Source organism: Paenibacillus wulumuqiensis (assembly GCF_000971965.1).
Classification (GTDB): Bacteria; Bacillota; Bacilli; order Paenibacillales; family Paenibacillaceae; genus Saccharibacillus; species Saccharibacillus wulumuqiensis.
The window spans coordinates 551960-564743 of the sequence record NZ_KQ040792.1 but is presented as its reverse complement, the minus strand read 5'-3'; the positions used below and the strand labels follow the sequence as shown (position 1 = coordinate 564743).

Sequence of the window (12784 nt, the reverse complement as noted above, 5' to 3'; positions counted from 1 at the left end):
GCATACTCTGATCTGCTTTTTATTTCCAGATAAAGGATTGCTTTTTTCACTTTTTTTTGCTTGATAAATAACAATTTTGTAATTTCTCCGTCCAAAAACAGGTTATATCCAATATGAATTGGTTAATAGTTGTTTGCGATGGCCATCGTATCATTGGGGACACTTTTCATAATTGGGCTGCTGATGCAGACTGCGGATTCACCTTTTTGATGAATCATATGCAAAGTGTGATTACTTAACTTGAAGTGAATATGTACAGCGTTACGAATCCCTATGCATCCCAGTTCTAGTTTTATACAACAAAGGAGGAGTTACATTATGTTCTTTCACATTAAAGAGTTACAGTATACTGCCAAGCCAGACAAGCCGGATCCGATTTATGCCAAAAAGCTGCAAGAAGTACTAGGCGGACAATATGGTGAAATGTCCGTTATGATGCAGTACCTGTTCCAAGGCTGGAATAGCCGCGCTGAGAGCAAGTACAAAGATATGCTGCTGGATATCGGTACCGAGGAGATCGGTCACGTGGAAATGCTGGCAACAATGATTGCTCAGCTGCTCGACGATGCACCGCTGGATCAGGTAGAGCAAATGGCCAAAGACCCTGCGATCGGCGCTGTGCTGGGCGGTATGAATCCGCAGCACGCGATTGTATCCAGTCTGGGCGCACTGCCATCCGACAGCGTAGGTTATCCGTGGAACTCCCGCTATATCGTAGCGAGCGGCGATCTGCTGGCTGATTTCCGTGCCAACCTGAATGCCGAATCCCAGGGACGTCTGCAGGTTATCCGCCTGTATGAGCAAACAACCGATCCTGGTATCCGCGACATGTTGTCCTTTATGATCGCTCGCGATACCATGCACCAGAATCAGTGGCTGGCCGCTATCGCCGAAATCGAGGCGAAGCAGGGTCCAATTACACCGGCTTCCTTCCCTCCAGAGCTGGAGAAACGTGAAGTGGTTCACCAGTTCATGAACTTCTCCCAAGGTGAAGAAAGTGCAGCCGGACGCTGGGCCAGCGGTCCTGCAATGGACGGTACAGGCGACTTTGAATACGTTCAACAGCCAAAAGCCTATGGTCAGGCTCCGATCCTGAAGCCAGCTCCGGACTTTATGCATTCCCGTGCTGATCAGGCGCCAAGCATCGTCAATGTAGGTACCTTGAATAAATAAGAATCTGCTGCTTTGGCAGATCCGACAATACCATAACAAAGCCCTGCTCCTCTCAAGCAGGGCTTTGTTATCATCATTGCATACCGTCTTCCGAATAAGCGGGCAGACGCTCTCCAGCCAGGCCTTTATCCGTCAAATGGAACAGGCAGGATAAAATAAATAGCCTGGTTGTCAACATAACTTGGGATAAATCCGCAAATGTGGGTAATAATAAACAAGCACTTCACTACGAAGGGAGTAATGAACATGAATACAGAGACAACAAAAACACTAGCCATTGGTGCAGTAACAGGTGCGCTGGTAGGTGCAGGTGTAGCTGTTCTGGTCGCCCCGCAGCAAGGTGCGAAAGCACGTGCCAAACTGGCTCAGGTTACCGAACTGGTCAGAGAAAAAGGGCCGATGATTAATGAAAAAGGTCATGAAATCGCTGAGAAAGGCCAGGAAGTTGTCGGCGTTCTCAAGGAATCCCTGAGCACTGCCAAGGACTTCAAAACCGAAGCACAATCGGCAGTAGGCGAAGTGAAATCCGAGATTCAGGACTTCAAGCAATCCCATAACAGCACAGGCAGTGGCCCAGCCACGATGTAAGAGGCCTGATGTCATTGGCTGCCAGGCAGCCTGTGACAGTATACATTTCATTTCAATGATGCCCCGATTCCGGCGTTCCGGAGACGGGGCATTTTTGTTGTGTTTATATCTCTGCTTTTTCATTTTCTTATATTATATAAAAGAACATCCGGAACATAACTGTTCTTCCTCTTTCATCCTCTCTCGCTGCCCCGCTTACATTTCTCAAACAATTTCGCGAAATTTTAATACAGAGTTTACAAAACTAAGACTTAACTCTAACACTGCCCCCCTAGAATAAGTCATGTAAGAACAAAACACATAAGAGTATTGCGCCTTTAATTAGGGGGAGGAGACTTTACAAATGTTTAAAAAACTGCCAATCATGCTTCTTACGCTGACAATGGTCCTCGTGCTTGCTGCCTGCGGATCAAACGGCGGAACTACTTCGGGATCGGGTGCTGGTGGAGATACCGGCAGCACAGGAGAAACTGGTTCTTCTGAGCTTAGCGGTTCTATTCTGGCTGTAGGTTCCACAGCATTGCAACCACTGGTTGAACAAGTGTCACAAAAGTTTATGGCAGATTCAAAATATGCTAACGTATCCGTTCAAGTACAGGGCGGCGGTAGTGGTACGGGTCTGACTCAGGTGTCTGAAGGTCAAGCCAACATCGGTAACTCCGACGTATTCGCTGAAGAAAAGCTGGATGCTGACAAAGCAGCCGAGCTGAAAGATCACCAGGTAGCGGTTGTGGCTATGGCTGCTGTTGCCAATCCGGGTGCTAACGTAAAAGACCTGAAAAAACAACAACTGGTCGACATCTTCACTGGTAAAGTAACGAACTGGAAAGAAGTTGGCGGCGCGGATCAAAAGATCGTGGTCATCAACCGTCCAAGCAGCTCCGGTACACGTGCTACTTTTGAGAAGTACGCACTGGGCGAGAAAACGGAAGATCCAGCCGGTTCCATCCAGCAGGATTCCTCAGGTACAGTGAAAAAGCTGATCGCTGAGACTCCGGGCGCTATCGGTTACCTGGCACTGTCTTACCTGGATGACAGCGTAGCTCCACTGAGCTATGACGGTGTAGAGCCTACGGTTGAGAACGTTGAAGCTGGTAAATACCCAATCTGGGCTTACGAGCACATGTACACCAAAGGTGAGCCGGATGCTGCTACCAAAGCATTCCTGGATTACATGCTGAGCGAAGACGTTCAACAAAGCGATGTAACTGAACTGGGCTACATTCCAATGTCCGGTATGCAGGTACAACGCGATGCGGAAGGTAAAGTTAGCCAAAAGTAAGCTTTCAATCGAATATAACGGATGAAAAGATGCAGCTGCTGGCTCGAACGCCATGGCTCGAAGAGGCGGGGACCCCGCCTCTCTTTTCACGTTTTTATACAGAACGCATATCATCATTCTCCCTTGAATTGTTGAGATACCGGCAAGACATTTATTTCAAAGCATGAAGAAAAGAGGTTATTACTTATGGAGCATTCCAAAGTTACTCCACGGGAAGCACAGCGTCGCAGGCTGCCGCTTGAGAAGCACCGTTTGGAAGACTGGATCGGCAGAATTTATACGTCTATCTGTGTCGTATTTCTGATCGCAGTCATCGTATCCATCGTATATTTTGTTACATCCAAAGGTGTCGCTACCTTTGCTGTGAACGGCGTCAGCCTGACCGAGTTCTTTTTCGGTACACACTGGGCGCCGGATGCGGCTGAGCCTTCGTTTGGTGCACTTCCGGCCATCTCGGGTTCCTTTATGGTTACCCTGCTGGCTGCGCTTCTCGCCAGTCCGCTCAGTATTGCAGCTGCACTGTTCATGACCGAGATCGTGCCGACATTCGGTAAACGTATCCTGCAGCCGGCGATTGAGCTGCTGTCCGGTATTCCATCCGTTGTCTACGGCTTTATCGGTCTGACCCTGATTGTTCCGTTCCTGCGCGACAATGTTGGCGGGCAGGGGATTGGTGTGGGTGCCGGTGCACTCGTACTGTCGATTATGATTCTGCCTACTATCACAAGCGTAGCCGCCGATGCGCTGGCTTCCCTGCCGCGCGGTCTGCGCGAAGCTTCCTATGCACTGGGCGCTACACGCTGGCAGACGATTTACCGTGTCGTGCTGCCAACGGTTCTGCCTGCGCTGCTGACCGGTATCGTACTCGGTATGGCCCGCGCATTCGGTGAAGCACTCGCGGTACAGATGGTTATCGGTAACGCCCCTTACATCCCGACTTCCCTGCTGGAGTCCGCTTCCACACTGACCAGTGTAATTACACTTGGTATGGGTAACACAGCAATGGGCTCTATTCAGAATAATGCATTGTGGAGTATGGCACTCGTGCTGATGCTGATGACATTCGTGTTCATCCTCATCATACGCCTGCTCGAAAGGAGAAACCGGATATGACCACGAAAACCGTAAACACCAAAGCCAGAACACGGGCCAGAAATGCAGACAAAATAGCTACGGTTATCATTGTTGCGCTTGCTCTCTCCATTGTGTTGATTCTGCTGGGACTGCTCGGATTTATCCTGTTCCGCGGACTGGGACATATCAGCTGGGACTTCCTGACATCCAAACCGCAGACGATCCGCGAGGGCGGAGGTATTGGACCACCACTATTTAACTCCCTGTACCTGCTGATCATGACGATGATCATTACCATCCCGCTCGGTCTGGGCGGCGGTATCTATATGTCCGAATATGCCAAACCGGGCAAGATTACCAGCTTTATCCGACTGGTCGTAGAGGTATTGTCCTCTTTCCCGTCGATCGTTATCGGTCTGTTCGGTTTGCTCGTCTTTGTTAATACATTCAATATGGGCTTCTCCCTGCTGGCAGGTGCACTGGCTCTGACCATTTTCAACCTGCCGCTGATGGTACGGATTACGGAACAGGCCTTCACCGCTGTACCCCGTGAACAAAAAGAAGCCGGTCTGGCACTGGGATTATCCAAATGGAAAATCATCACTTCCATCATGCTGCCGGTCGCGATTCCTTCGCTCGTTACCGGTACGATTCTGGCAGCCGGACGTGTATTCGGTGAAGCGGCAGCCCTGCTGTTTACTTCCGGGATGACCACACCTCCACTGAACTTCTCGGACTGGAATCCTCTGCATCCGCGTTCACCGCTGAACCCGCTGCGTCCGGCCGAGACACTGGCGACCCATATCTGGAAAGTCAACAGTGAAGGACTGGCACCGGATGCAATTCAGGTTGCAGCTGGCGCCTCGGCGGTACTCGTCATTATGGTACTGATCTTCAACCTGCTGGCACGCTGGTTCGGACGTACGCTGTATCGTTACATGACGGCTTCCAAACGCATGAACTAGATTTCCAGGATTATTATCGGGGCAGACCGTTTCTGCCCCTCCATGGCAGTCCACTCAAGGAGGATTTTATATTATGGCAATGCCTTTCAGTACTGAAGATCTAAGTGTCTATTATGGCGAGTATCAGGCCATCAAAAATATAAGTCTTGGTTTTCCGGCCAAAACCGTTACCGCGCTGATCGGTCCTTCCGGCTGCGGCAAATCCACTTTCCTGCGCTCGCTGAACCGGATGAATGACGAGATCGCCGGAGCACGCAGTACCGGTCATATCTGGATGGACGGCATCGATCTCGCTGCTCCAACCACCGATGTGATCAAGCTGCGTCAGCGGATTGGCATGGTGTGGCAGCGTCCGAACCCGTTTTACAAGTCCATCTATGAGAATATCGCATTTGGACCGCGCTACTACGGGATCAAAAACCGCAAAAAGCTCGATGAGATCGTAGAGACCAGCCTGCGCCGCGCCGCACTCTGGGATGAAGTCAAAGACCGCCTGAAAGAGTCGGCACTGTCCCTCTCCGGCGGTCAGCAGCAGCGTCTGTGCATCGCCCGCGCATTGTCGGTCAATCCGCAGATTCTGCTGCTGGACGAGCCGGCTTCTGCACTGGACCCGGTATCCACCGGCAAAGTCGAAGAACTCATTTCCGAGCTAAAAAGCGATCTGCGGATCGTTATCGTTACACACAATATGCAGCAGGCGGCACGGGTATCCGATTATACCGCTTATTTCTACCTTGGTAATCTGGTCGAACATGGGGAGACGGACAAGATTTTCACCAATCCCGAGAAAAACTCCACACAGGAATACATTATGGGACGCTTCGGATGAAGCGTCTTTTTTTATGCGTGAATACCTGCTCCGTTCTTACCTTTCAATGCTGTAAGCTTTCCGTAAGGTGAATCGATAGTACCCGGTGGGATCTTCTTTTATGCTGAAGGCATGGAGCGACTGTATATGATAGAGGATCAGGAAACATATTCTCCCTCTATGCTGTCTTACGTACAGAGATTCGCATGAAGGAGGAGTTAGATTGAGACGTTTGGCCAACCTGGATATTCTGCGGGGATTTGCACTGTGCGGGATTATCCTGATCAATATTATGCAGCTGGTGAATTACAATCTGGACAAGACCCCGCTGGATGAAAACATTCAGAAGTTTTTGTATTTTGCTGTGGAACAGCGGTTTTATGTTATTTTTGCTTTTTTGTTTGGGGTAGGATTTCATATTTTTATAACCCGTGCGGAGGCTCGCGGGGATCGGCCGCTGATCCGGTTTACCCGCAGGCTGGTCATTCTGCTGTTGATCGGTATTATTCATCACTACTTTCAGCCTGGTGAAGCACTGCTCGTGTATGCGATACTCGGTTTCTTCCTGATTCCGGTTCACCGGGCCAAGCCCTGGGTGAGTCTGCTGCTGGCATTGATCATTATTGGGGGGAGTGCCTTCTGGCTCGGAATTGCCCAGCTGGAGACACTCGGTATGTTCTTCCTGGGGAAATGGACTGGACAGATCGGACTATTCGCCGAGCCGAAGCGCTATCGCAAAGGGCTGCGGATTACGCAGGTTACCTCGCTGCTGCTGATCTGGCCGCTGCATCTGCTCGGTAATCGGATTCTGGATCAGACCGGGCTGGTTGATACAGCCTCTACCCTGAGCGGATTACCGGTAAGCGTTTTTTATGTAACGACACTGACGCTGCTGCTTCGCCACCAGCGGATAGAACGCCTGCTGACACCGCTTGGCAATCTTGGCCGCATGGCCCTGACCAACTATTTATCCCAGACTGCGATGATTCTGCTGCTGTCGTATCTGCTGCACTGGCCATCCCAGGTGCATATTACAGTGCTGATGATATCAGCTGTATTCATTCTGATCATTCAGATGATTATCAGCAGCTGGTGGCTGAGTCGATTCAGCATGGGACCGGTCGAATATGTATGGCGCCTCGCCACTTATGGCAAAAAGCAGCGCCAGACCGCAGCCCAGTCCTGAAGAAAGGAGTGACCCGGCATGATCCGCAAAGCTCTGTGTATAGGAATAATTGCCGCGCTGTTGATCCTTGCTTTCTTCGTTGCTGTTCAGCTGCCTATTCACCAGTTCAACCAGGGCTGAGCGCGAGTCCATCCTGCTTTTATCGTATATGAAGAATCTGATGGCATCAGGCCCGGAAATAGTAACAATCTCTGCCTCGTGCCCGGCAAAACTGGCCGGATGTAAAGACAACGGTATATCCAGCAAAAATAAGCGGCAGCTCTCCCTTGGGAAAGATACCGCTTATTTGCTGTTGCTGTTGCTGTTGCTGTTGCTTTTGCTGTTGCTGTTGCTGTTGCTGTTGCTGTTGCTGTTGCTGTTGCTGTTGCTGTTGCTGTTGCTGTTGCTGTTGCTGTTGCTGTTGCTGTTGCTGTTGCTTGTTTAATTATGCTTTGTACGGCTTCACAATCAAGCAATCGTTTCCCGATCGTTAATCCATCGCATCCAATGCCTGCCTGCTATGGCCGAGCGCCAAACTGAAATTCCCGAATACGAGTTCCCTGGCTGAGTACCAGATATACATCATGACGCCCTGTAATGTGCTGCACGTCGATCCCTGCATCCTGCCAGTTCTGTGCTCCGGCAGCTAATGCATCCAGTATCAGCGTCCCCACCAGTACTCCATCCGGTGCATCCAGACGAACCTGGATCTCTCCCTGCTGTCCGGCAAAGGCTGCCCGCGCCTGAAAGTGCCCTGCACCTGCTGCGCCGAATTCCGCATCGCTGAACAGAACCCATGCTCCGTCTTCCCGGGCTTCCACCGCAGCTCCGCCTTCTTTGGATTCGACCAGATGGACGTGACGGTAATCATCATAGTTCTCTGCCAGCACGGTCTTGTTCAGGTCCTGCGGCGGAATCACTTCTCCATTTACCCCGACTTCGGCCTGCAGCTGGATGTCTGCTGAGGAACGTCCGATCATGAATGTGTAGCTGCCGGGCTCTACGCAATACCGGCTGCGGGTTACATCCCAGATGGCCAGTTCTGCAGCCGCCAGCTGGAATGTTACTGTCTGTGATTGCCCGGCTGCCAGATGAATACGCTGGAAAGCCTGCAATGTACGCAGCGGCCGCTGTATACGTGACTGCTCCAGCCTCGTATACAGCTGCACCACTTCATCACTGTCGATATCACCGGTATTGCTGACCCGGACAGACAGACGGACCATGGCCTGAGCATCCACTTCTGCCGTATCCAGTTTCAGATCGCTGTACTGTATCGGTGCATAGGTCAGACCATGACCGAACGGATACAACGCCTTTCCGTCAAAATACTGATACGTCCGCTGTGAACGGATAATATCGTAGTCTCTCAGATCCCCGAGCTGCTCCTCCGAGCGGTACCAGGTCATATTTAGACGTCCTGCCGGAGCATAATCGCCATACAGCACATCCGCTACGGCGCTGCCCAGTTCCGGACCCGCATGGGACAGATAGAGAATTGCCGGAATATGCTCTTCCACCCATTCCATTGCAAATGGATAGCTCCCCACGACAACAACCACGGTACGCGGATTGGCTGCATATACTTCCTGGATCAGCTTCAGCTGCGAAGCAGGCAGTTCCAGACCCGGACGGTCATTCTCTTCCTTGCCGTTGATCAGCGGATTGTTGCCTACAAATACAACAGCCGTCTCGGCTGCCTTAGCCGCAGCTACTGCTTGCTCCAATCCATTTTCCAGTACGTTCTTGTCAAAATATATCTCTTCGGCAAGTGCATCTTTCTCATCCGCAATGATCAGCTGGCCCTCGTCTCCGCCAGCATGCACAGTGCGTCCGTTCCATGTGCTGATAGCCACCCGTCCGTCTTCCTGCTGATCCAGACCGAATACTTCTTTGACGAACCAGCCATAGGCCTCGTCGGCGGAAGCGGTAATCTGCTGGCTATCATCATCGGCCGTCCAGTACTTGCCATTTGCGGCCGAACGAATCGTGTAACTGCCAAATCCCCAGTCGGATACGGTGAATATACTGTTGTCCTCTTCACTGGATAATCCTGCCGCTGCACCGTCTGCCGATTGTGCAGCAGATGAAGAGACAGTCATACCTGCCCGAACGGCTGGCTTTTCCTCTGCGGAGGCAGGCTGCTGAACGGATAACAATTTTCCGTTTCCCGAGGAAGTGAAGCTCACCCGGTCATTCCCGTCATGATAATGCACATTGCCCTGTGCCTTGGAGCGAATACCCTGCAGGCCGGTAACTGCATAAGGCAGGGTGCCGGAGTACCAGTCCCGATAGACGATATCACCGAGTTCGCCGATCACGGCTATATCGCCGGTGCTTTGACCGGACAATGGCAGGGTGCCGTTATCATTTTTGAGCAGGACGATTGATTTGCGTACAGCTTCTGCTGCAATCACTTTGGCTTCATCAGTCATCATGGATTCTTCCCCGATCGCAGCATACGGGTTCAACTCCTCTGGATCAAATTCGCCGAGCCGGAAGCGCACCCGGAATGTGTTGAACAGCGCACGATCAATATCTTCCCAGCTCAGCAGCCCCTGCTCCAGCGCTTCACGCAGTGCCGCTTTGGAGAGATCGGCATCATCGGTAATACTGTCGATACCGGCTTTGACCGATTCCGCGACGCCTGGCGTATGCGAATCATAATATCCGTGATCATTCATAATGCCCATTACATCACCGGCATCGCTGACGATAAATCCGTCCATGCCCCATTCGCCTTTGACCACTTCATGGACGAGCGGATGCAGCAGTGCGGGTGTACCATTGATGGAATTGTAAGCTGTCATCATCGATTGGGCTTTGCCCTCGGTAAATGGCTGTTCAAACGCCTTGAGGTAATATTCCCGCATATTGCGCGGATCGATACTGGATGAGCCGCTGCCCCGATCCACTTCATTATTGTTGCCCAGAAAATGCTTCAACGTCGCTACAGCCTTGAGATATGTAGGATGATCCCCCTGAATGCCCTCTACCAGACGGGTTGCCAGCTCACCGGTCAGCCGCGGATCTTCACCATAGGCTTCTTCATTGCGTCCCCAGCGCGGATCACGCTCCATATCGACTGTAGGCGCCCAGAGTGTCAGCCCGTTCACGGCCGGATTGCGCTTGTACATCACCCGCGCTTCATCCGAGATTACTTTACCGATTCTGCGCATCAGATCGCTATCCCATGTACATGCCAGTCCGACCGGCTGCGGGAAAAAGGTCGCTTCGCCCAGCCAGGCAATCCCGTGCGCCGCCTCGGTACCGTGCTTGTAAGCTCCTATACCGAGCCGCTCGATCGCAGGCTGATACTGCAGCATGGATTCGATCTTCTCCTCATCAGTCAGGCGGGATACCAGATCATGAACACGCTGATCGAGCTCCTGGGTATGATCCTGAAACAGATACTTGGTTGTTTGTTCCATATTGTTATATCTCCTTTAAATTTAGTGTCTGTAAGGGTGCATTATACCGAATAATGTTTTTCTGCTTTCGTTTTCCGTGCTGCTACATTTTTATGGTAATGCAATCATTTACCAAAAGAAAGCCCTTACAAGCTAAATTGTCAGGTCATAATTAGCGTAATAATTAGTGGAGATTTCTATGGCTCCTATGGTCGCTGCTGTCACTCCAACATGCTCTGATTCCAGACAAGCCAGCGTGCCTGTTCCCTGCTCTCTATTCTCTGCTCTCTGCTCCCATGAAAAAAAGCCCTCTGCATCGGCAGAAGGGCTTTATATATCGGATGTTATTCCTGCTTCCGGCTTGTCTACCGCTTTCTCGCCCTGCGATTACCGTAACAGATCAGCCAGCGGATCGCGGGCGGCTGCAGAACCGGCAGTACCGCCATTTAGCGCTGCCGATGATCCGGCAGAAGTCTCTGCCTTTTCCAGACCAAGGCGGCGGGTCATCTGTTCGTTGATGGTGGACAGCTTGGCCGTGTAATCCTGGCAGCTGTTAATAATCTCGCGGTTGGAACGTTCGGATGTATCCAGCGCAGACATCAGATCGGAAATCGCCTGATTGACCGATTCGAGCGACATGGTCGGCTTTTTGAGCAGCTCGGCAGAGCGTTCGCTGTTCGTTTTCAGCATCTCGGCATTGCGTTTGAACTGATCTTCGATCGTCTGGTTGACGCTCTCGACCGCATCGGCTACCCGCTCCTGATCTTCGATCGCCAGCGCGATCATGGCGGAGATTTTGATCAGGTTGGCGGCTTTGTACACCGAGTCATTAACCGAATCAATCAGCTTGTCATTCGTATCGTTGACAATATCGGTGGCGGCAATCGCCTGATTGAACAGCATAATATTTTCGGTCATCGACTGGGTCCGGGTCATTACCTTGCGCAAGCCCCGTTCCAGATAGACTTTGCGATGTTCATTTTCCGGCTTTTGAATTTCGGCTTCGAACAGCTTTTTCAGCTCGCCGCCCATGGCGATTTTGTACTGGAGATTATAGATCTCCTGCAGGGAATTGCGCTTGAGGGTACGCATGCTGATCATATTCTCTTCCAGTGTATCCTTGCCGTCGCGCAGACCCTGCACGATGGCATCGACGTTTTTGCTGACAGACTGGTATTTGTAGACGTAATTTTTGATTGGGGATTTGCGCAGCAGTTTGCCAAACAGGCTGACATTTTTGCTCTGCTGCAGCGCTTCGCATTCATCGCGCAGGGACAGGATCAGATTGGAGACCTGCTTGGACTTGCCTGACATCAGATCGTTGACCGGACGGTCCAGCATCTGCAGGGTCTGGGTAGCCCGCTCCTGCGTCTGCATGCCGAGCTTGCCGACTTCATCCATCAGCATATCGAGGCTCATGCTGTCTGCCTGAGCCACCTTCTGGATGATGACAGTAGCTTCCTGGGTAACCTTTTGTTCATCTTCTTTTTTTAAATTTAACGGTGGAGTTGCCATCGCACTCTCCCCTTTCATCTATTTCAGCGGTTGTCGGGCGGAGCAGGGCAGCTGCACCGCACCTTTATTTCAGGCATCAGGAGTAACGCTGATGAATGATTTCCGCTCTGGATTGCAGTTCGATCAGGTCTTTATGTTCAATCGTTTTGACGATATGGGTAATGCGGTTGTTAACGTCCCGCAGCCCATCGAGCAGGATGCGGCGATTTTTCGTTTTGGCTTCGCCGCTCAGACGCAGGAACGGGTTGATCACGCTGTTCAGGTCTTTCAGCACCAGCCGTTTGACCGTATGGTTGATATCGTCATTATGCATCTCGGCCAGCATTGGGATTACGCGCTGCAGACGCAGGAACAACGAGCAGGATTTCTCCACGATTTCGTTATCGAGATTATTCTTCTGGCCTTCGGAAATGATCATCTCTTCCAGCACGCTCAAATATTCCATTACCGGTTGAAATACCGGCGGAATCTCCTGGAGTTCCTGAGCCGGCACACCGGCGGCGGAAGCTGCTGCAGCAGGCTGAGGGTTTGGTGGAGCAGCAGCTCGGGCAGAGCGTTCAGGCGCATTTCTCTCGGATGAAGGCAGCTGGTTACTGCCTCCTCTTGGAAGCTCCGGCTCAGGCTGTGTAAATTCCAGCGATGGACGTGCTTTGCGTTCAGCCCGTGTAATGCCATAGATGGAGCCCGCCAGCGGAAACAGAAGAGCGATATAGCCAGGCACCCATATATCCAGCACACAACCGACGAGGTACCCTGCACCTCCGGCCAGTAACGTTCTGCCTATCATTCTGCTTTTACTCATCC

At 51.4% G+C, this 12784-nt stretch carries 11 protein-coding genes; 8 read left to right on the top strand and 3 right to left on the bottom strand.

The window, feature by feature from the left end; genetic code table 11:
• Window positions 1-318 precede the first annotated feature (318 nt).
• From WH45_RS02440 to WH45_RS22700, 8 genes are all read left to right on the top strand, one after another.
• The gene (locus WH45_RS02440; RefSeq protein ID WP_046212777.1) at window positions 319-1173 is read left to right on the top strand and encodes a manganese catalase; all 855 of its coding nucleotides are present in this window, start codon (window positions 319-321) and stop codon (window positions 1171-1173) included.
• 246 nt (window positions 1174-1419) lie between these two features.
• Window positions 1420-1761 carry a YtxH domain-containing protein gene (locus tag WH45_RS02435; protein WP_046212776.1) on the top strand — a complete coding sequence of 114 codons (342 nt, stop codon included), beginning with the start codon at window positions 1420-1422 and terminating at the stop codon, window positions 1759-1761.
• A 343-nt stretch (window positions 1762-2104) separates the two neighbouring features.
• Complete coding sequence (locus WH45_RS02430; RefSeq protein WP_046212775.1) at window positions 2105-3043, top strand: phosphate ABC transporter substrate-binding protein; 939 nt, start codon at window positions 2105-2107, stop codon at window positions 3041-3043.
• Between the two features lie 186 nt (window positions 3044-3229).
• Entirely contained in the window at window positions 3230-4156 is a 927-nt protein-coding gene (gene pstC / locus WH45_RS02425; RefSeq protein ID WP_046212774.1) for a phosphate ABC transporter permease subunit PstC, read from the top strand.
• Complete coding sequence (gene pstA / locus WH45_RS02420; RefSeq protein ID WP_046212773.1) at window positions 4153-5082, top strand: phosphate ABC transporter permease PstA; 930 nt, start codon at window positions 4153-4155, stop codon at window positions 5080-5082. The genes pstC and pstA overlap by 4 nt, the downstream gene beginning before the upstream one ends.
• A gap of 73 nt (window positions 5083-5155) precedes the next feature.
• On the top strand, window positions 5156-5911 hold the full coding sequence (pstB, locus tag WH45_RS02415) for a phosphate ABC transporter ATP-binding protein PstB (protein WP_046212772.1): 756 nt from the start codon (window positions 5156-5158) through the stop codon (window positions 5909-5911).
• A gap of 202 nt (window positions 5912-6113) precedes the next feature.
• Entirely contained in the window at window positions 6114-7076 is a 963-nt protein-coding gene (locus tag WH45_RS02410; protein WP_046212771.1) for a DUF418 domain-containing protein, read from the top strand.
• Window positions 7077-7236: 160 nt separating this feature from the next.
• Window positions 7237-7500 (top strand): hypothetical protein, encoded by a 264-nt coding sequence (locus WH45_RS22700; RefSeq protein WP_052723584.1) that lies wholly within the window; start codon window positions 7237-7239, stop codon window positions 7498-7500.
• A gap of 73 nt (window positions 7501-7573) precedes the next feature.
• On the opposite strand, the gene WH45_RS02400 is transcribed toward WH45_RS22700, so the two are convergent.
• The 3 genes from WH45_RS02400 to WH45_RS02390 all read right to left on the bottom strand — a co-directional run bounded on the left by WH45_RS02400 (window position 7574) and on the right by WH45_RS02390 (window position 12782).
• Window positions 7574-10486 (bottom strand): glycoside hydrolase family 3 C-terminal domain-containing protein, encoded by a 2913-nt coding sequence (locus WH45_RS02400; RefSeq protein ID WP_046212770.1) that lies wholly within the window; start codon window positions 10484-10486, stop codon window positions 7574-7576.
• 366 nt (window positions 10487-10852) lie between these two features.
• Complete coding sequence (locus tag WH45_RS02395) at window positions 10853-11980, bottom strand: toxic anion resistance protein (protein ID WP_046212769.1); 1128 nt, start codon at window positions 11978-11980, stop codon at window positions 10853-10855.
• A 76-nt stretch (window positions 11981-12056) separates the two neighbouring features.
• Complete coding sequence (locus WH45_RS02390; RefSeq protein WP_046212768.1) at window positions 12057-12782, bottom strand: hypothetical protein; 726 nt, start codon at window positions 12780-12782, stop codon at window positions 12057-12059.
• Window positions 12783-12784 lie beyond the last annotated feature (2 nt).

Bases quoted from the DNA above. Each gene is read 5' to 3' on its own strand.
- WH45_RS02440 (WP_046212777.1), top strand. From the start codon at position 319: ATGTTCTTTCACATTAAAGAGTTACAGTATACTGCCAAGCCAGACAAG.
- pstB (WP_046212772.1), top strand. From the start codon at position 5,156: ATGGCAATGCCTTTCAGTACTGAAGATCTAAGTGTCTATTATGGCGAG.
- pstA (WP_046212773.1), top strand. From the start codon at position 4,153: ATGACCACGAAAACCGTAAACACCAAAGCCAGAACACGGGCCAGAAAT.
- WH45_RS02390 (WP_046212768.1), bottom strand. From the start codon at position 12,782: ATGAGTAAAAGCAGAATGATAGGCAGAACGTTACTGGCCGGAGGTGCA.
- pstC (WP_046212774.1), top strand. From the start codon at position 3,230: ATGGAGCATTCCAAAGTTACTCCACGGGAAGCACAGCGTCGCAGGCTG.
- WH45_RS02400 (WP_046212770.1), bottom strand. From the start codon at position 10,486: ATGGAACAAACAACCAAGTATCTGTTTCAGGATCATACCCAGGAGCTC.
- WH45_RS22700 (WP_052723584.1), top strand. From the start codon at position 7,237: ATGGCATCAGGCCCGGAAATAGTAACAATCTCTGCCTCGTGCCCGGCA.
- WH45_RS02395 (WP_046212769.1), bottom strand. From the start codon at position 11,980: ATGGCAACTCCACCGTTAAATTTAAAAAAAGAAGATGAACAAAAGGTT.
- WH45_RS02430 (WP_046212775.1), top strand. From the start codon at position 2,105: ATGTTTAAAAAACTGCCAATCATGCTTCTTACGCTGACAATGGTCCTC.
- WH45_RS02435 (WP_046212776.1), top strand. From the start codon at position 1,420: ATGAATACAGAGACAACAAAAACACTAGCCATTGGTGCAGTAACAGGT.